The following is a 25,333-nucleotide window of genomic DNA, read 5'->3' as shown; positions in this document are numbered from 1 at the left end:
GACAAATAATAAAATAAAACTCATCAAACGGAGAGGATATGGCTATCGAAATGATAAACATTTATTCTTGCGTATCCGCCTAGAAACAGGGTGCTAATTTGTCACCCCCGACTTTTGGTGATGAGCCATAATTTTGGAAATAATTATATATTTTTATACATACATCTTGCACAATATCATCGACAAGAGACGGGTTTTTCACTGTTTTTCTGACCGTATTTTCGATATGTGGCCGATGTGTCTTTATGACCTTTACAATATCAATATCGACATTTCCCATCTGCCTGCTCCTTTCTACCTAATTGACGAATGCTAGAGTCAAATAGTTCCGGTAATTTTCGGTTTTTTGAAAATAATTCCTTTTTTAACACACATAAAGAAATAGTATTTAAAATTTGGAAAAATGTAAATGGAAAGTAGAAAAATGGATAGTATCTTTTACGATGTTGAATGACGGAAAGTTTCGAAAAAAAGACTCCAAATAGGAGTCTTTTTGAAATTAACAATATAAAAATGAGAAAGAATGGTCGCAAGAAATTAAAATGAGCTTGCTTTGCTGTTTAAAAATTCCATTATCCAAATAGATTATGAATTGTGAGAAAAAACGTTGACTGAATGCTCATTCATTATATAATAGAAGTAAGGAACATTTCTGAATATTTTATGGGTTACGAATTTTCGTGACAACTGGGGGAATGGGGGAGTATTATGAATACGCTGTTATGGGTGAATCTCATTGCGTTCTTACTTGTGACCGCTTACGGTGTGTCCTTATTTGTTTACTTAATCCGAACGCGAATCGCCTATATTAAGCTCGGTAAAAAAGTCGAGTTTGATGGAAAGGTAAAAGAAAGATTAGAAAGAATTAAGGTTAATGTTTTTGGTCAGAAGAAATTGTTAAAAGATAAAAAAATGGGCTGGGTCCATGTCGTCTTCTTCTACGGATTCATTCTTGTTCAATTCGGGGCCATTGATTTCATCATCAAAGGAATAGTACCAGATGCTCATCTACCGCTTGGCCCTCTCTATCCATTGTTTACGTTTTTCCAAGAAATTGTTACATTTTCCATTTTAATTGCAGTTGTTGTCGCATTTTATCGCAGATATATTGAAAAGCTTGTCCGATTAAAAAGGGGATTTAAATCAGGACTTGTTCTCATTTTTATTGGTGGGTTAATGCTTTCTGTCTTATTAGGAAATGGCATGAATATTATTTGGCATAACCATGACTTAACGTGGAGCGAACCGATTGCTTCATCCTTTGCATTTCTTTTAGGTTTTGTCGGAAAGACAGGGGCTACGGTTATTTTTTACGTTTCTTGGTGGATTCACTTATTAATACTATTAACATTTTTAGTGTATGTACCACAGTCCAAGCATGCTCACTTAATTGCAGGACCAGCCAATGTGTACTTTAGTCGCCTTTCAAATCCTGGTAAGTTAGAAAAGATTGACTTTGAGGATGAGACGCAAGAGTCGTTTGGGGTTGGAAAGATTGAAGATTTTACGCAAACACAGTTAATTGATTTATATGCATGTGTCGAATGTGGACGTTGTACAAATATGTGTCCAGCTACGGGGACAGGGAAAATCCTTTCACCAATGGATTTAATCGTCAAGCTTCGTGACCATTTAACAGAAAAAGGGGCAGTTGTAACTTCGAAGCAGCCGTGGGTTCCGACATTCGCTTTTTCACATACAAAGGGAAATCAGTTAGCAACGATGGCTGCCTCAGCTGGTGGGCAAGAAGTGGCTGCAACGATTGACTACAACCCCAGCTTAATTGGCGATGTCATTACAGAGGAAGAGATTTGGGCATGTACATCGTGCCGAAATTGTGAAGATCAATGTCCAGTTATGAACGAACATGTTGATAAAATCATTGATCTACGCCGTTATCTCGTACTAACAGAAGGAAAAATGGATGCAGACGCACAAAGAGCCATGCAAAATATTGAACGTCAAGGAAATCCATGGGGGTTAAACCGTCGTGAACGTGAAAAATGGCGTGAGATTCGTGAAGATGTACATGTTCCAACAGTAAAAGAACTTCAAAAAGAAGGAGAAGAGTTTGACTATTTATTCTGGGTAGGGTCAATGGGATCTTTTGATAATCGAAGCCAAAAGATTGCCCTCTCATTTGCCAAGCTTTTAAATGAAGCGGGTGTGAAATTCGCGATATTAGGCAATAAAGAAAAGAACTCTGGAGATACGCCGCGTCGATTAGGAAATGAATTTTTATTCCAAGATTTAGCGGCGAAAAACATTGCAGAATTCGAAAAGATTGGCGTACAAAAAATTGTGACCATTGATCCACATGCTTACAACATCTTTAAAAACGAGTATCCGGACTTTGGTTTAGAAGCAGAAGTTTATCACCATACAGAATTGCTTGCAGAGCTTGTGAAAGAAGGAAAGTTAACACCGAAACACGAAGTAAATGAAACGATAACGTTCCATGATTCATGTTATTTAGGCCGATATAATGAAGTATATGAGCCGCCGCGTGAAATTTTAAAAGCGATTCCAGGTGTCAATCTCGTTGAGATCGAACGAAACCGCGAAACAGGTATGTGCTGTGGAGCTGGTGGCGGTCTTATGTGGATGGAAGAGGATACAGGTAGCCGCATAAACGTTGCCCGAACAGAACAAGCATTAGCTGTGAACCCGAGTGTTATTAGTTCTGGATGTCCTTATTGCTTAACGATGTTAAGTGATGGTACGAAAGCAAAAGAGGTTGAAGAAAACGTTCAAACGTATGATGTTGCCGAGCTTCTAGAAAAAGCGGTCTTCGGAGAACAACCGAAAAACTTAGTGTCATAGAAAAAAGCGCTAACGTAATTTGTTCAGAGGTCAGAATCATTGAAATCGACGAATTCGCCGATTTCAATGATTCAAAGATATGGAAAATAACGGTTTCCTTCAACTAAATATTATAAGAAATACTTAATGAACCCCAATTGCGAGCTCGGGCCGATGGTGTCTGATTTAAAAAAGGAAGGGGGAGCACCTCTTCCTTTAAATAATATTAAAAAGAAGCAGGAGAATATTTGCTATATACAGAATATTAATGAATGTCTGTTAATATTTTGTTGTCAAAGGTCGAGCGAGCGTTCAGTCGTTTAAAGGATTCATGTAATTTAAATTTCATTTTAACAAAGGGGAGAATGATGATGGGAAAAACGGTAATCGTAAGTGCTGCGAGAACTCCTTTTGGAAAATTTGGTGGAGCGTTAAGTTCTTTTACTGCGCCGCAACTAGGTGGAATAGTTGTGAAAGAAGCATTAAAACGAGCTGGAGTTGCACCAGAAGAAGTACAAGAAGTCATTTTAGGGCATGTGTTGCAAGCGGGACAAGGACAAATTACGTCACGTCAAGCTGCACGTGAGGCAGGAATCCCATGGCATGTCAAAACAGAGACGGTTAATAAAGTTTGTGCTTCCGGTCTTCGCAGTGTTACATTAGCGGATCAAATCATTCGTACTGGTGATGAAGATTTAATTGTAGCGGGGGGCATGGAATCGATGAGTAATGCTCCATACTTGTTACCGAAAGCGCGATGGGGCTTACGATTAGGTCATGGTGAAGTGAAAGATGCCATGGTTCATGACGGATTAACATGTAGCTTTAAAGGTGTTCATATGGGGACATACGGAAATGATACAGCGAAGGAATTAAACATCTCAAGAGAAGAACAAGACAAGTGGGCACTTCGCAGCCATGAACGAGCAATTGCTGCAACCGAATCAGGGAAGCTTCAAGAAGAGATTGTTGCTGTTGAAGTACCAAAGCGAAAAGGGGCAAGCATTGTCGTTGAAGTCGATGAATCACCAAGAAAAGATACTTCCTATGAACGACTATCTCAACTAGCCCCTGTTTTTAACCATGACGGCACGATTACAGCTGGTAATGCTCCTGGGGTGAATGACGGAGCTGGAGCCCTTGTGTTAATGAGTGAAGAGCGTGCAGAAAAAGAAGGGAAAACACCACTAGCAACGATTTTAGGCCATACAGCCATTGCGGTTGAGGCGAAAGACTTCCCGAAAACACCAGGATTAGTTATCAATGAACTATTACGAAAAACAGGCAAAAAGGTTGAAGACATTGACCTTTTTGAAATTAACGAAGCGTTCGCAGCAGTTGCTTTAGCAAGTAAAGAAATCGCAGGATTAGATCCAGAGAAAATTAATGTAAATGGTGGAGCTGTTGCGATCGGGCATCCAATTGGGGCAAGTGGTGCACGAATATTAATGACGCTCATTTATGAGTTAAAACGTCGCGGCGGCGGGCTTGGAATTGCCTCTATTTGTAGCGGTGGCGGCCAAGGTGATGCTGTCTTAGTACAAGTTTAATCTTTTAATAGATTGAGGCTATAAGATTGTTGCGGTTTGAAAAAGTGAGAATGTATAGATAAGAGGCAATCGGTGAATCCCGGTTGCTTCTACTCCCACCTCTGATCTCTCACCTTGTAAAGCTACAAGGAGACTAAAAATGATCGCTTTGTTCAATAAGCAACAAAACTTGCGAAAGCAGCCCAGGTTAATAAAAAGATACAAAGGGGATGGATGATTCATGAATGTACAAAAAGTAATGGTGATTGGTGCTGGACAAATGGGTTCAGGTATTGCACAAGTGTGTGCTCAAGCAGGGCTTGACGTTGTCCTCAATGATTTAAAAGAGGAATTTGTCCAAAGAGGAATGCAAATTATAACGAAAAATTTAACGAGACAAGTAGAAAAAGGTCGCATGACGGATGGAGAGAAAAGTGAAATTCTCGCGCGCCTTAATCCTTCGACTTCATTAGAGGATGCAAGTGATGTGGACTTATGTATTGAAGCTGCTGTTGAAAATATGGAAATTAAAACAAAGATTTTTAAACAGTTAGATGAAATCACAAAAGAACATGTCATTTTAGCATCAAACACGTCTTCACTTCCAATTACAGAAATTGCAGCTGCTACAACCCGACCGGAGAAAGTAATCGGCATGCACTTTATGAATCCTGTTCCAGTCATGAAATTAGTCGAGATTATTCGCGGTTTAGCAACGACTGACGAAACTTACGCAGTTATAGAAGATATGACAAAGAAATTGAACAAAGTGCCAGTTGAAGTGAATGATTTTCCTGGCTTTGTATCCAACCGTGTTTTAATGCCGATGATTAACGAAGCGATTTATACGGTTTACGAAGGGGTCGCAACACCGGAAGCGGTAGACGAAGTGATGAAACTTGGGATGAACCATCCGATGGGTCCATTAACATTAGCGGACTTTATTGGTTTAGATACATGTCTCTACATAATGGAAATCCTTCATGAAGGATTTGGTGATGATAAGTATCGCCCATGTCCATTACTTAGAAAATATGTGAAAGCAGGATGGCTCGGCAAGAAAACAGGTAAAGGTTTCTACACATACGAGTAACAACAACAAAGGGAGATGGATGAGATGAACTTACGCTTCACAGAAGAACAGGAAATGATGCGAAAAATGGTGCGCGATTTTGCGGAAAGTGAAATTGTCCCATTTGTTGAAAGAATGGAAGAGGGCGAGTTTCCTAGAGAGATCTTAAAAAAGATGGGGGAACTTGGCTTAATGGGGATTCCAATTCCGGAAGAGTACGGCGGATCTGGAATGGACTTCACCTCCTATATTATTGCCATTCATGAACTATCACGTGTAAGTGCAACGATTGGGGTCATTTTATCTGTTCATACATCAGTTGGAACGAATCCAATTCTTTATTTTGGTACGGAGGAACAAAAGAAAAAATACGTACCAAAGCTTGCTTCTGGTGAATATTTAGGGGCTTTCTGTTTAACAGAACCAAGCGCAGGGTCGGATGCTGCAAGCTTAAAAACGCGTGCTGTTAAAGAAGGAGATTACTATAAATTAAACGGCTCGAAAGTTTTCATTACAAATGGTGGAGAGGCAGATACGTATATCGTTTTCGCACGCACTGGTGAAGGAGAACGTAGTAAAGGGGTTTCTGCCTTTATCGTGGAAAAAGATACACCAGGATTTATCATCGGAAAAGATGAGCATAAGATGGGGCTTCACGGTTCAAGAACGGTTCAAATTACGTTTGAAGATGCACTCGTACCGAAAGAGAACTTACTCGGTGAAGAAGGTCAAGGATTTAAAATTGCCATGGCAAACTTAGATGTTGGACGAATTGGAATTGCTGCTCAATCACTCGGGATCGCTCAAGCCGCTTTAGAACATGCGACCGACTATGCAAAAGAACGTCATCAATTCGGTAAGCCCATTGCAAAAAATCAAGGAATTGCCTTTAAACTAGCGGATATGGCTACACAAGTAGAAGCAGCAAAACTACTAACCTACCAAGCAGCTTATTTACGTCAAAACGGACTTTCTTGTGGAAAAGAAGCATCCATGGCGAAATTATTTGCTTCACAAGCAGCTATGGATGTATCAACAGAAGCGATTCAAATCTATGGTGGGTATGGATATACAAAAGAATATCCTGTTGAGAAATTTTTCAGAGACGCAAAAGTTTGTCAAATTTACGAGGGAACAAGCGAAATACAACGACTTGTCATTAGTAAACAATTGATGAAATAAGGGGAAATTTGTCAATTAGATCTGATTTTCTATAAATATAAAGTTTTGCATGAGTTTTTAGTGTCTAGCGCAAGGCGTCATCGGCTCGAGGTCACAAGCCGGCTTGTCGCCGATAGGCGGGCGCCTTGCGCTTTTTTGAATAAAGGGGTTTCATTTAATCATACATTTAATTTGGGGGATGGGAAGATGAACTTTAAACTTAGTGAAGAACATGAGATGTTACGAAAAATGGTGCGCGACTTTGCGCAAAATGAAGTGGCACCAACAGCTGCTGAACGGGATGAAGAAGAACGTTTCGACATGGAGATTTTTAACAAAATGGCCGAGCTCGGTTTAACGGGTATACCGTGGCCAGAAGAGTACGGTGGAATCGGAAGCGACTACTTAGCTTATGTTATTGCCGTTGAAGAGTTGTCACGCGTTTGTGCGTCAACAGGGGTGACGTTATCTGCACATACTTCTTTAGCAGGATGGCCAATTTTTAAATTTGGATCTGAAGAACAAAAACAAAAATATTTACGTCCGATGGCACAAGGGGAAAAAATTGGTGCATATGGTTTAACAGAACCTGGATCTGGTTCAGATGCGGGTGCGATGAAAACGACGGCTCGATTAGAAGGAGATCATTACGTTTTAAACGGTTCGAAAATCTTTATCACAAATGGTGGAATCGCGGACTACTATGTAGTGTTTGCGTTAACCGATCCTTCTTCTAAACATAAAGGAACGAGTGCTTTTATTGTCGAAAAAGACTTCAAAGGCTTCTCAGTTGGGAAAAAAGAGAAAAAGCTCGGCATTCGTTCATCTCCAACAACTGAAATTATTTTTGAAGACTGCATCGTACCGAAAGAAAATTTACTCGGTCAAGAAGGAGATGGCTTTAAAGTTGCCATGATGACGTTAGATGGTGGACGGAATGGAATTGCAGCACAAGCAGTCGGTATTGCTCAAGGTGCACTGGATGCGGCAGTTCATTACGCAAAAGAACGTCATCAATTCGGTAAGCCCATTGCAGCAAATCAAGGAATTGGTTTTAAGATCGCGGATATGGCGACACAAGTGGAAGCAGCACGCTTATTAACGTATCAAGCGGCATGGCTTGAATCGGAAGGCTTACCGTATGGAAAAGAGTCAGCGATGTCTAAATTATATGCGGGAGATATCGCGATGAAAGTAACAACTGAAGCAGTTCAAGTGTTTGGTGGCTATGGGTATACGAAAGACTATCCGGTCGAACGCTTTATGCGCGATGCAAAAATTACGCAAATTTACGAAGGAACACAAGAAATTCAACGTCTTGTTATTTCGAGAATGTTAACAAAATAAAGGGATATCGGTGGTGATTTATGGGGAAGAGGCAAGTACCTGCATCTGTAAAGGATGAAAGGTTAATAGAGAAGAGAAGAAATCAAATGGTCAAAGGTGCGGTGAACTTATTTAAAGAAAAAGGATTTCACCGCACAACGACGAGAGAAATAGCAAGAGCAGCAGGATTTAGTATCGGAACCCTATATGAGTACATTCGCCAAAAAGAGGATATCTTATATCTTGTTTGTGACACGATTTATGATGAAGTAAGGGAGCGTTTAGAACAAGAGCTTGATATGAAGCAAGGAACGGTTGAAAGCTTGAAGCGTGCAATTGCAAATTATTTCCGAGTAGTCGATGAAATGCAAGACGAAGTACTTGTCATGTATCAAGAAGTGAAGTCGCTTTCAAAGGATGCGCTCCCTTACGTTTTAAAAAAGGAGCTCGAAATGGTTGGCATGTTCGAGCAAATTATTGAAGGTTGTGTAAACAAAGGGGAAATTGATTTAACGAAATCAGAACAGCGTTTATGTGCCCATAACATTTTTGTAAAGGGGCAAATGTGGGCATTTAGACGCTGGGCATTACAGAAAACGTATTCACTAGAAGAGTATATTGTTCTGCAAACAAATTTCATTTTAAAAGGAATTTGTTGACGTTAATGACTACAGATGAAAAAAACATGATCAATAACTAAGAACATTCAAGGGGGATGGGGAATGGCACATATTTATCGGCCAAAACATGCAGTTCGATTTGTGACAGCTTCTAGTTTATTTGACGGACATGATGCATCAATTAACATCATGAGACGAATCTTACAGTCGAGTGGTGCAGAAGTTATTCACCTCGGTCACAATCGATCGGTTGAAGAAATTGTAAACGCTGCAATTCAAGAGGATGTGCAAGGAATTGCGATTTCATCCTATCAAGGTGGACACGTCGAATATTTTAAATATATGTATGACCTTTTAAAGGAACGAGGCGCGTCTCACATCCGTATTTTTGGAGGTGGCGGCGGCGTTATCATTCCGAGAGAAATAAAAGAGTTACATGAATACGGAATTGCCAGAATATTCTCACCAGAAGATGGTAGACGTAACGGTTTACAAGGCATGATTAACATGATGCTTGAAGAGTGTGACTTTTTAACAATCAATGATCCAAAGAAAGCGTTAGAGCAAGTAAAAGAAGGGGATATAAAAGCGGTTGCCCAGTTAATAACACTTGCTGAAACGAGACTATTTGCGAATGACGAGGCGGCAGCAACGGTCGAACAAGTGCTCACTCAATTAAAAGATGTACCATCAAAAGCACCGGTTATTGGTATTACAGGTACAGGTGGAGCAGGGAAAAGCTCTTTAACGGATGAGCTCATTCGTCGTTTCTTAAATGAAGTGACAGATATTAACATCGCTATTATTTCCATTGACCCAACGAAACAAAAAACAGGCGGGGCACTACTTGGAGACCGAATTCGTATGAATTCAATCTTTAATGAACGCGTTTATATGCGAAGTTTAGCGACGCGTCAGTCTCGATCTGAATTATCCCTTGCGATCAAAGATTCTATTGATATTGTAAAAGCGGCTAATTATGATCTCGTTATCGTTGAGACGAGCGGAATCGGGCAAGGAGATGCCGAAATTCGCAACATTTGTGACATCGCCATGTATGTGATGACAAGTGAATTCGGAGCACCGTCCCAGCTCGAAAAAATCGATATGATTGACTTTGCAGATTTAATCGTTATTAATAAATTTGAAAAGAAAGGCTCCGAAGATGCAAAACGTCAAGTACAGAAGCAGTATCAAAGAAGCCATATGCTATTTGATAAAGAACTTGACGAAATGCCAGTCTATGGAACAATTGCGAGCCAATTTAACGATCCAGGAACAAACACATTGTTCAATGCACTCTTATCGCTTATTAACGAAAAAGCGAATAAAGGATGGACGTCTTCATTACCATCTGTAAAAGACGTAGAAAAACAAAACTTAATCATTCCTCCAGAACGTCGTTATTATTTACGTGAAATTACAGAAACGGTAAGAAATTATCATAAAAAAGCCGAGGAGCAAGTCGAAATTGCCCGTCGTTTATTCCAAATTGAAGGAACAATAGAGACAGTAAACGAATCAGAAAGCAATGGAGAAGTGCTAGCCTCTTTAAAAGCAATGAAAGAGCGTTTAGAAGAAAAATTAACGCCAGAATCAAAAAACATTCTTGCCCATTGGGAAGAAACGAAAGAGACATATGCTAAAGATGAGTTCGTTACGATTATTCGCGGACGAGAAATTCGAACAAAATTAAAAACGAAATCACTTTCTGGAATTGATATTCCAAAAGTCGTTTTACCAAAATATAAAGATTATGGTGAAATTTTAAAGTGGGTTTACCGTGAAAATGTCCCGGGCTCGTTCCCATATACAGCAGGGGTATTTCCTTTCAAACGGGAAGGGGAAGATCCGAAGCGTCAATTTGCGGGAGAAGGAACGCCTGAACGGACAAATAAACGATTCCATTATTTATCAAAAGATGATACAGCTAAACGCTTAAGTACAGCGTTTGACTCTGTGACACTGTATGGGGAAGATCCAGATTATCGTCCAGATATTTTTGGGAAAATTGGTGAAAGTGGCGTAAACGTTTGTACGTTAGATGATATGAAAAAGCTCTATAAAGGCTTTGATTTATGTGATCCGTCTACGTCTGTATCGATGACGATTAACGGGCCTGCGCCAATTATTTTAGCATTGTTTATGAATACAGCGATTCATCAGCAAGTCGAGAAAAAAGAAGCAGAGTTAGGGCGAAAATTAACAAGCGAAGAATATGAAGAGGTAAAAGTCCAAACATTGCAAACCGTTCGTGGAACAGTGCAAGCAGATATTTTAAAAGAAGACCAAGGACAAAATACGTGTATTTTCTCAACAGAATTTGCGCTAAGAATGATGGGGGATATTCAAGAATACTTTATTAACAATAAAGTCAGAAACTATTATTCTGTTTCCATATCCGGTTATCATATTGCAGAAGCCGGGGCAAATCCAATCTCTCAGCTTGCCTTTACATTAGCGAATGGCTTTACGTATGTAGAATACTATTTAAGTCGCGGTATGAACATTGACGACTTTGCACCAAATTTATCATTCTTCTTTAGCAACGGTTTAGACCCTGAATATACCGTTATTGGACGTGTCGCTCGTCGCATTTGGGCAACAGTTATGCGCGATAAATATGGAGCGAATGAACGTAGCCAAAAACTGAAATATCACGTGCAAACTTCTGGTAGATCGCTTCACGCTCAGGAGATTGACTTTAATGATATTCGCACAACGCTACAAGCGCTAATGGCGTTACACGATAACTGTAACTCCCTTCATACAAATGCTTATGATGAAGCGATTACAACACCAACTGAGGAATCGGTTCGAAGAGCAATGGCGATTCAAATGATTATTACGAAGGAGCATGGATTAACGAAAAACGAAAATCCGCTTCAAGGTTCCTTTATTATTGAAGAATTAACGGATCTTGTTGAAGAAGCTGTATTAAAAGAGTTCGATCGCATTAATGAACGTGGCGGCGTCTTAGGAGCGATGGAGTCTCAATATCAACGAGGTAAAATTCAAGATGAATCGATGTATTACGAAATGAAAAAACATACAGGTGAGCTTCCAATTATCGGTGTCAATACGTACTTAAATCCGAACCCTCCAAGTGAGGAGGAAGTCGATAATATGGAGCTAGCTCGTGCATCGAATGAGGAGAAAGAATTACAAATTCACAATTTGCGAAAATTCCAAAAAGAGCATGAGGACAAAGTAGAAGCAGCGTTAGAAAAGCTAAAGAAAACGGCTGTATCTAACGGAAACATTTTTGCTGAACTAATGGAAACGGTAAAAGTGGCAAGCCTCGGACAAATTACGAAAGCGCTGTACGAAGTAGGGGGACAATACCGTCGGAATATGTAACAAATGTGGGATGGGCATCCAAATGCCTTTCCCTTCTTTTTTTGATTGGAAAGAATAATTTAGGACGTAGAACGTTAATAAAGAATTTTTATTTTTAATCAAATAATGTAGCATAAAGCTGTTAATATTGTTTATAATGATAGGTATGCTAACAGTTGTCACATTTAAGGGATGGTCTTGCCTATAAAGCTTTCTTACATACTGAACTTATTTTGTTTTCTTTTTTTTCGAAAGGCAATGCCAATCCCTTTAATTTTGAATATAGATGAAATATTTCAGAAAAGGAGTGCTAGGCCTTGAGTTTAACGCAATATTCGCCAGCGCAGCTGAAAGAAATGTCCATGGTTGAAGTCGCCTATTTAATTCTTTCGGAAAAAAAACAAGCGATTACATTCAAAGAGTTAATGGATGAAATCACGCATGCATTGGATTTAACTCAATCAGAGATTGAAGAGCGAATTGCTCAATTTTACACAGATCTTAATATAGACGGACGATTCATTTGCATCGGTGAAAACAATTGGGGCTTAAGAAGCTGGTATCCATATGATCAAATCGAAGAGGAAACGCAACCAGTTATGAAGTCTAAGAAGAAAAAGGCGAAGAAGGTAAGCGACGACCTTGACGATTTAGAAGAAGAAATCGATTTAGAAGACCTTGATGCGTTCGAAGAGGATGACGATTTCGATGCAGAGGACGAAGAAGAGGATGACGACTTCGATTCTGACGATGAAATTCTTGAAGATGATGAATTTGATTTAGACGAGGAAGAAGAAGATTTAGATGACGAATTAGATGTTGAAGACGAAGAAGAGGATTTATAAGAGGGTTGACTTTCGACTCTTTCCTCGCTAATATTTTACTTGGGCTCTTTAAAATGGTCGTTTCAATCAAAAGCTCCCTTTCCAAAGTGGAAGGGAGCTTTTTTGTTTTTTATCCCAATCTTAACGGGCAGTAAGCTCCCCACCTCAAGATTCTTTGCTTTACCACAGAATCTTGAGGTGGGGGGATATAACTGCAACTGCCCGTAAAGGTCTGATTGGTTCAACTAACATTCAGTAGGGGATGAAAAAAACCCCCACTGAATGAAGTTTCACTTTATAGAAAGAAAAAACGATCGCTTTGATCGGTATAGAGCTGGTCCTCAAATAATAAAACATTTTGATGGGCACGATGCTCGTTAATTTTTTTATTTTTGTACACATTATATGTTAGATAGCAACTGGAGGGGACATTTATGACAAAATACATTTTCGTAACGGGTGGGGTTGTATCCTCACTAGGTAAAGGGATTACCGCAGCATCTTTAGGTCGTTTATTGAAGAACCGTGGTTTAAGTGTCACGATTCAGAAGTTTGATCCATACATTAACGTGGATCCAGGGACGATGAGTCCGTACCAACATGGTGAGGTATTCGTGACGGATGATGGAGCAGAAACAGACCTAGACTTAGGGCACTACGAGCGCTTCATTGATATTAATTTAAATAAATATAGCAATGTCACAACAGGTAAAATTTATTCGACTGTATTAAAGAAAGAACGCCGTGGAGATTATTTAGGTGGTACTGTACAAGTCATTCCTCATATTACGAATGAAATTAAAGATAAAGTGTTTCGTGCAGGAAAAGAAACAGGTGCAGATGTTGTCATTACCGAAATTGGTGGAACGGTTGGAGATATTGAATCATTGCCTTTCCTTGAAGCCATTCGCCAAATCAAAAGTGATATCGGTCGTAACAACGTCATGTATATCCACTGTACATTAGTGCCTTATATTAAAGCAGCTGGTGAAATGAAAACAAAGCCGACACAACATAGTGTGAAGGAGTTACGTTCCTTAGGTATTCAACCAGATGTCATCGTTGTACGGACGGAAATGCCTATTTCACAAGATATGAAGGAGAAAATTGCTTTATTCTGTGACATTGATCCGAAAGCGGTAATTGAAGCTCGTGATGCTGATACGTTATACAGCGTTCCGTTAGCATTACAAGATCAAAAATTAGATCATTTTGTATGTGAGCATTTGCATTTAAAATGCGGCGAAGCGGATATGACAGAATGGAAAGAGCTTGTTAACAAAGTATGCAACCTTTCAAAGAAAACACGTATTGCGCTTGTCGGTAAATATGTTGAATTGCAAGACGCGTACATTTCCGTTGTGGAAGCATTACGCCATGCAGGATATGCTTTTGATGCTGATGTCGAAATAAGCTGGATCAATGCTGAACATGTAACGAGTGAAAACGTTCATGAATTGTTAAAAGATGTAGATGGAGTCTTAGTGCCAGGAGGATTTGGAGACCGTGGCATCGAAGGGAAAATTATTGCAACAAAATATGCGCGTGAGCAAAAAGTTCCTTTCTTTGGAATTTGTTTAGGTATGCAAGTAGCATCGATTGAATTTGCCCGCCATGTGCTAGGGTTAGAAGGGGCGCACTCGGCTGAAATCGATCCAAATACAAAATATCCAATCATCGACTTATTACCAGAACAAAAAGATGTGGAAGATTTAGGTGGAACGTTACGTCTCGGTTTATACCCTTGTAAGCTTACAAAAGAAACGAATGCGTATAATGCTTACAAAGATGAGGTTGTTTATGAGCGTCACCGCCATCGCTATGAATTTAACAACGAATTCCGTCAACAAATGGAAGAAGCAGGATTTGTCTTCTCTGGAACAAGTCCAGATGGGCGTTTAGTGGAAGTTATTGAAGTGAAAGATCATCCGTGGTTTGTGGCATCTCAATTCCACCCAGAGTTTACATCTCGTCCGACAAGACCACAACCATTATTCCGTGACTTTGTCGAAGCATCGTTAAAGCATTCAAAATAATTTGTTCAAAAAAGGACCTGCCTTGTGGTAGGTCCTTTTTATAGGGAAAAAGAAAAATAAGCGGATATTTTTAGTTTTTAACGCGAAAATAAATGATTGATTCAAATGTAGAAGTGTTTTTGCACCAGTTTAAAGGATAATTGCACGAATTCAGAAATAATTGCACCAGTTAGCGATTTAATTGCACGAATTCTGAAATAATTGCACGAAGAGGGCCTTAATTGCATCAAGAAAGGCTTAATTGCACTTGTTTTTCCATAATTGCACTTATTATCCGCAATGATCCTTAACTAACAAATTTCACTTGAATTGTATTTGATTCCCCTCAATATTCACTTAACATCTCATGTAATGTTAAAGCTAAACAGTGGTATATGTATAAGGACGATAACAATGCAGGAAACCCAGTTCTTTCGCCGTCATCCATTGGAACTAACGGCTTTTTTAGATTTGTATCAATGTGAACATCAACGAAATGTTGTAACGTTTCACCTTCTTCTTGAACAATGGCGGATACCGCGACAGTAGGTACGCCTTCTGCCTCAAAATGTTTCGCTATGTCGACTGCTTTTCGATCATTGGAAAAACGACTAAAAATGAGAACACGGTCAGCATGTGTCACTTCAGAAAGGTGTTCAAGATGTTTTGCTGAAGGAAGTGGTTCTAAACCATTGATCGCTTCAGAAATAACCCCTGCCATTTCGCCTTCACCATATAGAAAGATTGTACCCTCTCCAATGGCAGCTTGTGCGAGCAGCCGAGCTCCATCCTCTAATTGGTACGCTTGCTTTTCATATACTCGATTCATCAATCCTGTAACTTGTGTTGTGAAAATTTTAAGCATAATGAGTAAACTCCTTATGTCAACTTGAAAATAATGGGGAATGGAATCGGTCTACATCATTCCCGCTACTATGCTACTCATTATAGCTTGAATTAGAGGGGATAGCAAAAATTGTCGGTAAGAATGTGAAGGAGATTCATTTTCAATAAAGAATATGTTATTGGAGTACGTTATAATATTGGTAAACATAATACAATGGAGACGAAAAGGATGAGGATAAATAGCGCCATTTAAAAAGCACTTGATGATCATAATGGGCTATTCTTTTCTTTTAGGAAATAAATAATTTGACGTAAAGAGGTGTATAGTATGAATGAAAAAATACTAATTGTTGATGACCAATATGGGATACGAATTTTATTAAATGAAGTATTTCAAAGGGAAGGATATAAAACATTTCAAGCTGCAAGTGGTTTTCAAGCGTTAGAAATTTTAGAGAAACACTCCCCTGATTTAGTTTTATTAGATATGAAAATTCCAGGGATGGACGGAATTGAAATTTTAAAACGAATGAAGGTTGTTGATCCGGAAATTCGTGTCATTATTATGACGGCATATGGTGAGCTTGACATGATACAGGAAGCGAAAGATTTAGGAGCTCTCACTCATTTTGCGAAGCCTTTTGATATCGATGATATTCGTCAAGCTGTTAAAAAGTATTTACCGATTAAATCAAACTAATCTTCACAAAATGTTAATATTGGAATGTAACAGATAAGTTGCCGAAATCGATATTAGTTGGTATCCTTATGTATGTGAAAAGCAAACCAGATATACATACATTCGTTTGTTCTGGTCAAGCCTAAATAAGACTAGCTTTTCGATACGTAAATTTGGCTACATAAAAGGAGGATTTTTTGTCATGCCTTTAGTTTCAATGACAGAAATGCTGAACAATGCAAAAAATAACGGCTATGCAGTGGGTCAATTCAACTTAAACAACTTAGAATTCACACAAGCGATTTTACAAGCTGCTGAAGAAGAAAAGTCCCCAGTTATTTTAGGAGTATCTGAAGGTGCAGGTCGCTACATGGGTGGATTTAAAACCGTTGTAAGTATGGTTAAAGCGTTAATGGAAGAATATAACGTTTCAGTACCTGTTGCCATTCATTTAGACCATGGATCAAGCTTTGAATCATGTGCAAAAGCGATTCATGCTGGGTTTACATCTGTTATGATCGATGCGTCTCACCATCCGTTTGAAGAAAACATTGCAACAACGTCTAAAGTTGTTGAATTAGCTCACTTCCACGGTGTATCTGTTGAAGCGGAGTTAGGTGTTGTTGGTGGACAAGAAGATGATGTCGTAGCAGACGGTGTTATTTACGCAGACCCGAATGAGTGTGAAGAGCTTGTGAAACGTACAGGAATTGATTGTCTTGCTCCTGCGCTAGGCTCTGTACACGGTCCTTATAAAGGTGAACCGAATTTAGGTTTTGCTGAAATGGAGGAAATCGGAAAGCGTACAGGCGTTCCATTAGTATTACACGGTGGTACTGGAATTCCTACAAAGGACATTCAAAAAGCGATTTCATTAGGTACAGCAAAAATTAACGTAAATACTGAGAACCAAATTGCTTCTGCAAAACGTGTTCGTGAAGTGCTTGCTGAAAAGCCAGATCTTTACGATCCACGTAAATACTTAGGACCTGCTCGTGAAGCAATTAAGGAAACCGTAAAAGGAAAAATGCGTGAATTCGGTTCTTCTGGTAAAGCAGAATAATCATTTATAATGATCGAGTGGAACCGCTCTTTTGTATCCAAAATACAAGCAGCGGTTTCATTTCTTGTCATTTAGAAAGCGATCACATTTCTAAAATAGTAGGAGGCATTTCGATGTTATTCTTCATTGATACAGCAAATATTAACGAAATTAAAGAAGCTAAGGAAATTGGTGTTTTAGCGGGTGTGACAACGAATCCAAGTTTAGTAGCCAAAGAAAATGTTTCATTTCATGATCGTTTACGCGAAATTACTGAAGTTGTATCGGGTTCTGTAAGTGCGGAAGTTATTGCAACAAAAGCAGAAGAAATGATTGAAGAAGGTTTGGAGTTAGCGAAAATTGCACCAAATATTACAATTAAAGTTCCAATGACTCCAGATGGCTTAAAAGCGGTAAAAGCGTTCTCAGAGAGAGGCATTAAAACAAACGTCACATTAATTTTTAGTGCTAACCAAGCGCTATTAGCTGCACGTGCTGGCGCAACTTATGTTTCACCGTTTTTAGGACGTTTAGATGATATCGGACAAAATGGGCTTGATTTAATCTCTGAGATTGCTGAAATCTTCGGTGTACACGGCATTGAAACGCAAATTATTGCCGCTTCCATTCGTCATCCACAACACGTTACAGAAGCAGCTCTTCGCGGTGCAGATATTGCAACAATACCATATAAAGTGTTAATGCAATTATTTAAGCATCCATTAACAGATCAAGGAATCGAAAAGTTTTTAGCGGACTGGAACAACGCTACTAAATAATAAATGAATCATGGATTGTTCCTATTTCATAATGGGGACAATCCATTCGTTTAAAAATATTCTCTTAACGGGTAGCAAGATCCCCACCTCAAGATTTTGTAGTAAGGCAAAGGAGGTAGGTGGGAGACAGCTGGAAAGAACACAGACGCCACATCCTGTGGCCACGTCTGTGTAACCTACGTCCTGTAGGTCACAACGGTCTTTAGGTCATCCCGTATAGAAGTTTCACTTTATCCTTCTCTTAGCAGTCATCCAACCAGATGATGAAAAATTAATAAGACTTGAAGGTTTCAAAACCCTCGTGGTACGAACGCTACTTTTTGTAGCATGTCTCTGCAACGGTGGGGACACGAGCCTTTAGGTCAACTATTTTGGTGTGGGCTTCCCGCTGAACTTCATTTCTTTACTGAAAAATAAAAAAGAGAAGTATGCTTCAATCAAATATTGGAAATTATTTTGGCAAAGGGTAATTTCTACTAAACAACATAGTTTGCTAAAGAAAATTTGCGCTCATTTTCTTTAGTAAGCTCTGGCAGAGAAGGGAGACTACCATGGAAAAGTTAAAAGTAGAAGGTGGTTATCCGTTAAAAGGCACAGTAAGAATTAGCGGAGCAAAAAACAGTGCAGTTGCTTTAATCCCAGCGACAATTTTAGCCCAATCTCCTGTGACCATTGAAGGGTTACCAAACATTTCTGATGTGCGGATTTTAGGTGATTTACTGGAAGAAATCGGCGGCACCGTATCGTATGATGAAAATGAAATTACAGTTGACCCTGCCAACATGATTTCAATGCCGCTTCCAAACGGCAAAGTAAAAAAATTACGTGCATCGTATTATTTAATGGGGGCGATGCTTGGCCGTTTTAAAAAAGCGGTTATCGGTTTGCCAGGAGGTTGTCATCTTGGGCCACGCCCAATTGATCAACATATAAAAGGGTTTGAGGCGTTAGGAGCTAAAGTAACGAACGAACAAGGCGCGATTTATTTACGCGCTGACGAGCTAATAGGCGCTCGCATTTACCTTGATGTCGTCAGTGTAGGAGCTACGATTAATATTATGTTAGCTGCTGTGTTAGCGAAAGGACGCACGATTATTGAAAATGCAGCAAAAGAACCTGAAATTATTGATGTAGCAACTCTTTTAACAAGTATGGGTGCAAAAATTAAAGGAGCGGGTACAGACGTCATTCGTATCGATGGTGTTGAACAGCTTCACGGTTGTCGCCATACGATCATTCCAGACCGTATCGAAGCGGGTACATATATGATTATCGGTGCTTCGATGGCGAAGGAACTGATTGTTGATAATGTCATTCCACTCCATTTAGAATCATTAATTGCCAAATTACGTGAAATGGGGATTCATGTTGAAACGAGCGATGATCAAATTTATATCGTTGGTGGACAAAAGGAATTAAGACCGGTCGATATAAAAACACTCGTTTATCCTGGCTTCCCAACAGACCTTCAACAGCCATTTACGTCTTTATTAACAAAGGCGAATGGGACAAGCGTTGTGACTGATACGATCTATTCTTCTCGCTTCAAACATATTGACGAGTTACGGAGAATGGGAGCAAACGTAAAAGTGGAAGGCAGATCAGCCATTATTACTGGTGCCATAAGATTACAAGGTGCTAAAGTAAAAGCAAGCGACCTTCGTGCAGGAGCAGCACTCGTATCTGCTGGTTTAATAGCAAATGGAATTACGGAAATCACAGGTCTCGAACATATTGATCGCGGCTATTCATTGCTTGAAGAGAAATTGAACGGTTTAGGGGCAAATGTTTGGAGAGAAAAAATGACAGATCAAGAAATTGAACAAATGCAAAATTCATAAAAAGAACAACAACTTTGGGGGAGGACAATGATATGGAACGTAGCTTATCAATGGAGTTAGTACGAGTGACAGAAGCGGCTGCATTAGCTTCAGCACGTTGGATGGGACGTGGCGTAAAGGATGAAGCAGACGGTGCTGCAACATCTGCAATGCGCGATGTATTTGATACTGTTCCGATGAAAGGAACGGTTGTCATCGGTGAAGGTGAAATGGACGAAGCGCCAATGCTTTATATCGGGGAAAAGCTAGGTACTGGTTACGGCCCTCGCGTGGACGTGGCGGTAGATCCTCTTGAAGGTACGAATATTGTAGCTTCAGGTGGTTGGAATGCATTAGCTGTTATCGCGATAGCAGACCATGGAAACATGCTCCATGCACCGGATATGTATATGGACAAAATTGCGGTCGGTCCAGAAGCTGTTGGGTGTATCGATATTGAAGCACCAATTATTGATAATGTAAAAGCAGTAGCAAAAGCAAAAAATAAAGATATTGAAGACGTAGTTGCGACTGTGTTAAATCGCGACCGCCATCAACATATTATCGAGCAATTACGTGAAGCAGGTGCACGTATTAAGCTTATTAACGACGGAGATGTAGCAGGTGCCATTAATACAGCATTTGACCATACAGGTGTTGATATTTTATTCGGTTCAGGCGGTGCTCCAGAAGGTGTATTAGCCGCTGTTGCACTTAAATGTTTAGGTGGAGAAATTCAAGGAAAGCTTCTCCCACAAAACGATCAAGAACTAGAGCGCTGCAAAAAAATGGGTATCGATGTAAATAAAATCTTACGAATGGAAGACTTAGTAAAAGGTGATGACGCAATCTTTGCCGCTACAGGTGTGACAGATGGAGAGCTGTTAAGAGGCGTTCAGTTAAAAGGAACTGTTGGTACAACTCATTCCCTTGTTATGCGTGCGAAATCAGGAACCCTTCGCTTTATTGACGGCCGTCATTCATTAAAGAAAAAGCCAAATCTTGTCATGAAATAATGATTGCTAGTTGCTAAAGTGGGAGCTTCTTCCTGCTTTAGCAAAATTGATAGAGATTTTATTAAAGTATAAAAAGAACAATTCCTCCTAACTACTCTTCTTTAGTAGGATACTAAAATGACGATTTCATCTTGGTTGTGTAAAACGAATCTTCAACGGTTTCCTCACCTCCAAGGATTGAACAAGTACGAAAGCATTCTATTAAAAAGTTCCTTTATCCCACTCTTAACGGGCAGTAAGACCCCCACCTCAACATTATGTAGTAAAGCAAAGAAGATAGGTGGGGGACAACTGCCCGTAAAGGTCCGAAAATAAAGAACACAGACTAAGAACGCCACGTCCTGTGGCAACGTCTGTGTAACCCACATCTTGTGGGTCACAAGGGCCTTTAGGTCATCCCGTAGGGACTAACATTCAGTGGGGGATGAAAAAAACCCCCACTGAATAAAGTTTCACTTTATAAAATTCGAAAATCTATTGCGAAAAGAAATAAAATACGGTACAACTAAAGGAGTCCGTAAAAAGTAAAAAGAATATATATGATCTGCATCTGATCTTCTTGCTTCCTTCGCATCCTTCACTTTTATCTATTTTTTCGAACGAAGATAAACATGGATGAAAAATGTAACTGTTTTTTGAATGAAAGATTAAGTAAATAATGAGTTTTTAGAAAAGTGTGGTGTTGACATGAGTGAAATTTCGATTGCGACTCTTGAAAATATGAAGCTAAAAGAGTTGTATGAATTAGCGAAACAATTCAAAATTTCTTATTACAGTAAATTGACAAAAAAAGAACTAATTTTTGCGATTTTAAAAGCAAATGCTGAACAGGAAGATCTTCTTTTTATGGAAGGTGTACTTGAAATTATTCAATCGGAAGGATTCGGTTTTTTACGTCCGATTAATTATTCGCCAAGTGCCGAAGATATTTATATTTCTGCGTCACAAATTCGTCGCTTCGATTTACGAAATGGTGATAAAGTATCCGGAAAAGTTCGTCCTCCTAAGGAAAATGAACGTTATTACGGTCTGTTACATGTGGAAGCGGTCAACGGAGATGATCCAGAGTCAGCAAAAGAGCGTGTACACTTCCCTGGCTTAACACCGTTATACCCAAACCGTCAAATGAAATTAGAAACAGGGCCAAAAAATTTATCAACGAGAATTATGGATTTAATTGCCCCAGTTGGATTTGGTCAACGTGGATTAATCGTTGCTCCCCCGAAAGCGGGTAAAACGATGCTGTTAAAAGAAATTGCCAACAGCATAACAACGAATCACCCGGAAGCAGAATTAATCGTCTTATTAATTGACGAACGCCCAGAAGAAGTAACGGATATTGAGCGTTCTGTGAATGGAGATGTCGTCAGCTCTACATTTGATGAAGTGCCGGAAAATCATATTAAAGTGGCGGAGCTTGTTTTAGAACGAGCGATGCGCCTTGTCGAGCATAAACGAGATGTTGTTATTCTAATGGACTCGATTACAAGGCTTGCTCGTGCCTATAACTTAGTCATTCCACCAAGTGGTCGTACGCTATCAGGTGGTATCGATCCAGCCGCCTTCCATCGTCCGAAACGCTTCTTCGGTGCTGCAAGGAACATTGAAGAAGGGGGTAGCTTAACGATTTTAGCAACCGCCTTAGTTGATACAGGTTCCCGTATGGATGATGTTATTTATGAGGAATTTAAAGGAACTGGAAACATGGAGCTTCATCTCGATCGTTCATTAGCGGAAAAACGTATTTTCCCTGCTATCGATATTCGTCGTTCAGGTACGCGTAAAGAAGAGCTTCTTATTCCTCGTGATCATCTGGAAATGTTATGGGCGGTTCGGAAAACGATGTCCGATCATCCTGACTTTGCAGAGCGTTTCTTGAAAAAGATGCGTTATTCGAAAACAAATGATGAATTTTTTGAAATACTAAAAGATGAGTGGAAAACTGCAGGTGCTGGAAACAAAGGTTTATAATGTTAAATAAAGTCGTCTTGCATTTCAATTAAAGGCTTGTTATAATTTTTTTATGTGCAAATTAGACATTGAAACGTGACTTTCACGTTTCGAATAGATAACTCTGTTTCAAAATGATTCAGGGCGGAAGGAGATGAAAAGAATGAAACCAGGAATTCACCCAGAGTACAAAAAAGTAATGGTAAAATGTGCATGCGGTAACGAATTCGAAAGTGGTTCTGTAAAAGAAGAGGTGCGCGTTGAGGTTTGTTCTGAATGCCATCCATTCTACACAGGACGTCAGAAATTCGCTGATGCAGGTGGACGTGTCGATCGATTTAACAAAAAATACGGCCTTAAATAATAGAAAACAGATTAAAAAACAGGCAAGCTTTTACTTCTTGCCTGTTTTTTTCGCGTAAAAGAGTTTTTTCATAGATTCAGCAGTTTTTAGGGATTTATGTAGTCTATGGTTTCTGGTGAAAGCCACTTATCCCCTAGAGGCAAAAAGCGCCTTTTCGTCGTAAAAACGTTGCTTTTCGGGGATGATCAAGGACGCTTGTACTTTTTTATCCCACTCTTAACGGGCAGTAAGACCCCCACCTTAACATTATGTAGTAAAGCAAAGAAGATAGGTGTGGGACAACAGCCTGTAAAGGTCCGATTCGTTCAACTAACATTCAGTGGGGGATGAAAAAACCCCACTGAATGAAGTTTCACTTTATAAAAAAGAGCGTTACATATTTCGAGGAGAAGGGAGACGGGATTTAAAGCGATGTATGTAATGAAGCAAAGTGGATGGCTTGAAGTGATTTGTGGAAGTATGTTTTCCGGTAAGTCCGAGGAATTGATTCGCCGTGTAAGGCGGGCGCAATTTGCGAAACAGAAAATCCAAGTTTTTAAACCAGCAATCGATAACCGCTACAGTGAAGAGGCGGTCGTTTCCCATAATGGAGCGTCTGTAACAGGGAAGCCCGTTTCAACTTCAATCGATATTTTAAAACAAGTACAAGAAGATACAGAAATCGTTGCGATTGATGAAGTGCAATTTTTTGATGAACCGATTATCGATGTTGTCACAACTTTATCGGATAAAGGATATCGCGTTATTGCAGCAGGCTTAGATCAAGATTTTCGTGGTGAGCCGTTTGGCCCTGTTCCTCAATTAATGGCGATTGCAGAGTCTGTTACGAAGCTGCAAGCAGTTTGCTCCGTATGTGGATCACCAGCAAGTCGTACGCAACGGTTGATTAATGGAAAACCAGCATCCTATCATGATCCGATTATTTTAGTTGGGGCATCTGAATCGTACGAAGCCCGTTGTCGCCACCATCATGAAGTACCTGGAAGCCCTCAGTCGAAACTGGAAAACAAATTAGAGAACGGTATGGCATTAATGAAAAACCCTTATTGTTAACTTTTAACGATAAGGGTTTTTCGCTGCCAATATTTATATAGAATGATGATAACGAGAAAAAGGGCACCTTAAGAAATAAAAGGAGGTGCCGCGACTTTGAGAAAACTTTTTATTGTTTTACCGTTCGTTTTTCTTTTAACTGGTTGTGGCTTTAACAATGCAGCACAAGATGGCGACATGGATCAAGATGATTATGGAACAAAATTAATGACCGATGGATATAATCCAGAGAATTTACACAAAAATGTTGATTACTCAGAACAAAATCCAAATGTTGATATTTCAAATAGTCCGCTTAACACAAATGAGAACCAAGAACAAATCGAAAATGTTTTAAACATGGAAAAGGGATATTGGTTAGGATCAATGTGGACAAATGGGAATGATGCATGGGTAACGGTTTTCACGTCAAACGATTTGACAAAAACAGAATTAAACAAGAAAGAGAAGCAACTACGTGATAAGTTTCAAGATGCACTACCAAGGTTTGATATACGTGTTCAATTAAAAGAAAAAGAATAAAACTCGTTCAGACAAGAGCGGGTTTTTTATAATCCAAAAATAGAGCTAATAAATCCTCTGCGAAACATTCTTTTTTTTCCGGTCGGTTCAAACGAAACGGTTTTTTCATCTCTTTTTTCTTTTTCAAGTGCTACAATTCTTGCCTCCAGTTCTTCAATGCGTGCTTGTAACTCTTCCATCTCCTGCCGATGCTGCAGAAGTTGATAGGAAACAACATCATCTGCTTTTTGATACATCATAAGCTCGAGCGACTTTAGTTTTGCCCAAAGTCTTTCGTGATCATGGCCATTTCCTGAAGTTGAAGTATGAATATCAGGATCTTCATGTTTAGCTTGTTCTGGAATGGTTAAGTCTTTTATCGCAACACCATTTTGAATTTGCTCATGAATGTTCTGGAGCAAGTTGATATCTTGTTCCGAAAACATATAATGTCCGAGGTCATTGCGTTCAATTCGTAAATCAAGTTGTTTAATCCAACGCTGTACTGTTTTAGGAGAGACGCCTAGTTTTTTGGCAGCTGCTGATGTATTCATCTGTTATACCTCCTTTTTCCAAAATGTAATCATATAATAAA

The 25,333-nt window shown here is 39.4% G+C and carries 22 protein-coding genes; 19 read left to right on the top strand and 3 right to left on the bottom strand.

Features of this window, described 5'->3' with window-relative positions:
• Positions 1-97 (top strand): transposase (locus MLD65_RS11460; RefSeq protein ID WP_243292009.1); only part of this gene is annotated, 97 nt, incomplete at its 5' end.
• Here MLD65_RS11460 and MLD65_RS18435 read toward each other — a convergent pair.
• Entirely contained in the window at positions 80-280 is a 201-nt protein-coding gene (locus MLD65_RS18435) for a sigma factor (RefSeq protein ID WP_481748522.1), read from the bottom strand. The genes MLD65_RS11460 and MLD65_RS18435 overlap by 18 nt on opposite strands.
• A gap of 428 nt (positions 281-708) precedes the next feature.
• On the opposite strand from MLD65_RS18435, the gene MLD65_RS11455 reads away from it, so the two are divergent.
• The 9 genes from MLD65_RS11455 (at position 709) to MLD65_RS11415 (ending at position 14,709) form a co-directional block, all read left to right on the top strand.
• Positions 709-2,823 carry a (Fe-S)-binding protein gene (locus MLD65_RS11455; RefSeq protein ID WP_243292004.1) on the top strand — a complete coding sequence of 705 codons (2,115 nt, stop codon included), beginning with the start codon at positions 709-711 and terminating at the stop codon, positions 2,821-2,823.
• 350 nt (positions 2,824-3,173) lie between these two features.
• Complete coding sequence (locus MLD65_RS11450) at positions 3,174-4,352, top strand: acetyl-CoA C-acetyltransferase (RefSeq protein ID WP_243292003.1); 1,179 nt, start codon at positions 3,174-3,176, stop codon at positions 4,350-4,352.
• Positions 4,353-4,572: 220 nt separating this feature from the next.
• Positions 4,573-5,424 carry a 3-hydroxybutyryl-CoA dehydrogenase gene (locus MLD65_RS11445; protein WP_243292002.1) on the top strand — a complete coding sequence of 284 codons (852 nt, stop codon included), beginning with the start codon at positions 4,573-4,575 and terminating at the stop codon, positions 5,422-5,424.
• A gap of 24 nt (positions 5,425-5,448) precedes the next feature.
• The gene (locus MLD65_RS11440) at positions 5,449-6,585 is read left to right on the top strand and encodes an acyl-CoA dehydrogenase (protein WP_243292001.1); all 1,137 of its coding nucleotides are present in this window, start codon (positions 5,449-5,451) and stop codon (positions 6,583-6,585) included.
• Between the two features lie 186 nt (positions 6,586-6,771).
• On the top strand, positions 6,772-7,911 hold the full coding sequence (locus MLD65_RS11435; protein ID WP_243292000.1) for an acyl-CoA dehydrogenase: 1,140 nt from the start codon (positions 6,772-6,774) through the stop codon (positions 7,909-7,911).
• 20 nt (positions 7,912-7,931) lie between these two features.
• Positions 7,932-8,549: a TetR/AcrR family transcriptional regulator gene (locus tag MLD65_RS11430; RefSeq protein WP_243291999.1), complete on the top strand. Its 618-nt coding sequence runs from the start codon at positions 7,932-7,934 to the stop codon at positions 8,547-8,549.
• 63 nt (positions 8,550-8,612) lie between these two features.
• Positions 8,613-11,870 (top strand): fused isobutyryl-CoA mutase/GTPase IcmF, encoded by a 3,258-nt coding sequence (gene icmF / locus MLD65_RS11425; RefSeq protein WP_243291998.1) that lies wholly within the window; start codon positions 8,613-8,615, stop codon positions 11,868-11,870.
• 296 nt (positions 11,871-12,166) lie between these two features.
• Positions 12,167-12,694, top strand: a complete 528-nt coding sequence (gene rpoE / locus MLD65_RS11420; protein WP_243291997.1) for a DNA-directed RNA polymerase subunit delta — start codon at positions 12,167-12,169, stop codon at positions 12,692-12,694.
• Positions 12,695-13,107: 413 nt separating this feature from the next.
• Positions 13,108-14,709 carry a CTP synthase gene (locus MLD65_RS11415; protein ID WP_243291996.1) on the top strand — a complete coding sequence of 534 codons (1,602 nt, stop codon included), beginning with the start codon at positions 13,108-13,110 and terminating at the stop codon, positions 14,707-14,709.
• A 325-nt stretch (positions 14,710-15,034) separates the two neighbouring features.
• Here the strand turns inward: MLD65_RS11415 and MLD65_RS11410 are convergent, their stop codons facing one another.
• Positions 15,035-15,553, bottom strand: coding sequence for a DUF2529 domain-containing protein (locus MLD65_RS11410; RefSeq protein WP_243291995.1), 519 nt, complete (start codon positions 15,551-15,553; stop codon positions 15,035-15,037).
• Between the two features lie 309 nt (positions 15,554-15,862).
• Here MLD65_RS11410 and MLD65_RS11405 point away from each other — a divergent pair, with 309 nt between their 5' ends.
• From MLD65_RS11405 to MLD65_RS11365, 9 genes are all read left to right on the top strand, one after another.
• Positions 15,863-16,234: a response regulator gene (locus MLD65_RS11405; RefSeq protein ID WP_243291994.1), complete on the top strand. Its 372-nt coding sequence runs from the start codon at positions 15,863-15,865 to the stop codon at positions 16,232-16,234.
• Positions 16,235-16,415: 181 nt separating this feature from the next.
• The gene (locus tag MLD65_RS11400; protein WP_243291993.1) at positions 16,416-17,276 is read left to right on the top strand and encodes a class II fructose-bisphosphate aldolase; all 861 of its coding nucleotides are present in this window, start codon (positions 16,416-16,418) and stop codon (positions 17,274-17,276) included.
• 113 nt (positions 17,277-17,389) lie between these two features.
• The gene (fsa, locus tag MLD65_RS11395) at positions 17,390-18,034 is read left to right on the top strand and encodes a fructose-6-phosphate aldolase (protein ID WP_243291992.1); all 645 of its coding nucleotides are present in this window, start codon (positions 17,390-17,392) and stop codon (positions 18,032-18,034) included.
• A gap of 551 nt (positions 18,035-18,585) precedes the next feature.
• Complete coding sequence (locus tag MLD65_RS11390) at positions 18,586-19,875, top strand: UDP-N-acetylglucosamine 1-carboxyvinyltransferase (RefSeq protein WP_243291991.1); 1,290 nt, start codon at positions 18,586-18,588, stop codon at positions 19,873-19,875.
• A gap of 32 nt (positions 19,876-19,907) precedes the next feature.
• Positions 19,908-20,870 (top strand): class II fructose-bisphosphatase, encoded by a 963-nt coding sequence (gene glpX / locus MLD65_RS11385; RefSeq protein ID WP_243291990.1) that lies wholly within the window; start codon positions 19,908-19,910, stop codon positions 20,868-20,870.
• A gap of 687 nt (positions 20,871-21,557) precedes the next feature.
• Positions 21,558-22,841 carry a transcription termination factor Rho gene (gene rho, locus MLD65_RS11380; protein ID WP_243291989.1) on the top strand — a complete coding sequence of 428 codons (1,284 nt, stop codon included), beginning with the start codon at positions 21,558-21,560 and terminating at the stop codon, positions 22,839-22,841.
• Between the two features lie 142 nt (positions 22,842-22,983).
• Positions 22,984-23,184 (top strand): 50S ribosomal protein L31, encoded by a 201-nt coding sequence (gene rpmE, locus MLD65_RS11375; RefSeq protein ID WP_243291988.1) that lies wholly within the window; start codon positions 22,984-22,986, stop codon positions 23,182-23,184.
• 411 nt (positions 23,185-23,595) lie between these two features.
• Positions 23,596-24,237: a thymidine kinase gene (locus MLD65_RS11370; RefSeq protein WP_243291987.1), complete on the top strand. Its 642-nt coding sequence runs from the start codon at positions 23,596-23,598 to the stop codon at positions 24,235-24,237.
• Positions 24,238-24,333: 96 nt separating this feature from the next.
• Positions 24,334-24,759: a hypothetical protein gene (locus tag MLD65_RS11365; RefSeq protein WP_243291986.1), complete on the top strand. Its 426-nt coding sequence runs from the start codon at positions 24,334-24,336 to the stop codon at positions 24,757-24,759.
• A 26-nt stretch (positions 24,760-24,785) separates the two neighbouring features.
• Here the strand turns inward: MLD65_RS11365 and MLD65_RS11360 are convergent, their stop codons facing one another.
• Positions 24,786-25,292, bottom strand: a complete 507-nt coding sequence (locus tag MLD65_RS11360) for a MerR family transcriptional regulator (protein WP_243291985.1) — start codon at positions 25,290-25,292, stop codon at positions 24,786-24,788.
• Positions 25,293-25,333 lie beyond the last annotated feature (41 nt).

The organism is Bacillus sp. FJAT-47783, assembly GCF_022808615.1.
Classification (GTDB): Bacteria; Bacillota; Bacilli; order Bacillales; family Aeribacillaceae; genus Bacillus_BZ.
This window is presented reverse-complemented; position numbering and strand designations above follow the sequence as displayed.

Bases quoted from the DNA above. Each gene is read 5' to 3' on its own strand.
- MLD65_RS11390 (WP_243291991.1), top strand. From the start codon at position 18,586: ATGGAAAAGTTAAAAGTAGAAGGTGGTTATCCGTTAAAAGGCACAGTA.
- MLD65_RS11410 (WP_243291995.1), bottom strand. From the start codon at position 15,553: ATGCTTAAAATTTTCACAACACAAGTTACAGGATTGATGAATCGAGTA.
- MLD65_RS11370 (WP_243291987.1), top strand. From the start codon at position 23,596: ATGTATGTAATGAAGCAAAGTGGATGGCTTGAAGTGATTTGTGGAAGT.
- MLD65_RS18435 (WP_481748522.1), bottom strand. From the start codon at position 280: ATGGGAAATGTCGATATTGATATTGTAAAGGTCATAAAGACACATCGG.
- MLD65_RS11450 (WP_243292003.1), top strand. From the start codon at position 3,174: ATGGGAAAAACGGTAATCGTAAGTGCTGCGAGAACTCCTTTTGGAAAA.
- MLD65_RS11430 (WP_243291999.1), top strand. From the start codon at position 7,932: ATGGGGAAGAGGCAAGTACCTGCATCTGTAAAGGATGAAAGGTTAATA.
- glpX (WP_243291990.1), top strand. From the start codon at position 19,908: ATGGAACGTAGCTTATCAATGGAGTTAGTACGAGTGACAGAAGCGGCT.
- MLD65_RS11405 (WP_243291994.1), top strand. From the start codon at position 15,863: ATGAATGAAAAAATACTAATTGTTGATGACCAATATGGGATACGAATT.
- fsa (WP_243291992.1), top strand. From the start codon at position 17,390: ATGTTATTCTTCATTGATACAGCAAATATTAACGAAATTAAAGAAGCT.
- MLD65_RS11455 (WP_243292004.1), top strand. From the start codon at position 709: ATGAATACGCTGTTATGGGTGAATCTCATTGCGTTCTTACTTGTGACC.
- icmF (WP_243291998.1), top strand. From the start codon at position 8,613: ATGGCACATATTTATCGGCCAAAACATGCAGTTCGATTTGTGACAGCT.
- rpmE (WP_243291988.1), top strand. From the start codon at position 22,984: ATGAAACCAGGAATTCACCCAGAGTACAAAAAAGTAATGGTAAAATGT.
- MLD65_RS11400 (WP_243291993.1), top strand. From the start codon at position 16,416: ATGCCTTTAGTTTCAATGACAGAAATGCTGAACAATGCAAAAAATAAC.
- rho (WP_243291989.1), top strand. From the start codon at position 21,558: ATGAGTGAAATTTCGATTGCGACTCTTGAAAATATGAAGCTAAAAGAG.
- MLD65_RS11445 (WP_243292002.1), top strand. From the start codon at position 4,573: ATGAATGTACAAAAAGTAATGGTGATTGGTGCTGGACAAATGGGTTCA.
- MLD65_RS11360 (WP_243291985.1), bottom strand. From the start codon at position 25,292: ATGAATACATCAGCAGCTGCCAAAAAACTAGGCGTCTCTCCTAAAACA.
- MLD65_RS11440 (WP_243292001.1), top strand. From the start codon at position 5,449: ATGAACTTACGCTTCACAGAAGAACAGGAAATGATGCGAAAAATGGTG.
- MLD65_RS11415 (WP_243291996.1), top strand. From the start codon at position 13,108: ATGACAAAATACATTTTCGTAACGGGTGGGGTTGTATCCTCACTAGGT.
- MLD65_RS11435 (WP_243292000.1), top strand. From the start codon at position 6,772: ATGAACTTTAAACTTAGTGAAGAACATGAGATGTTACGAAAAATGGTG.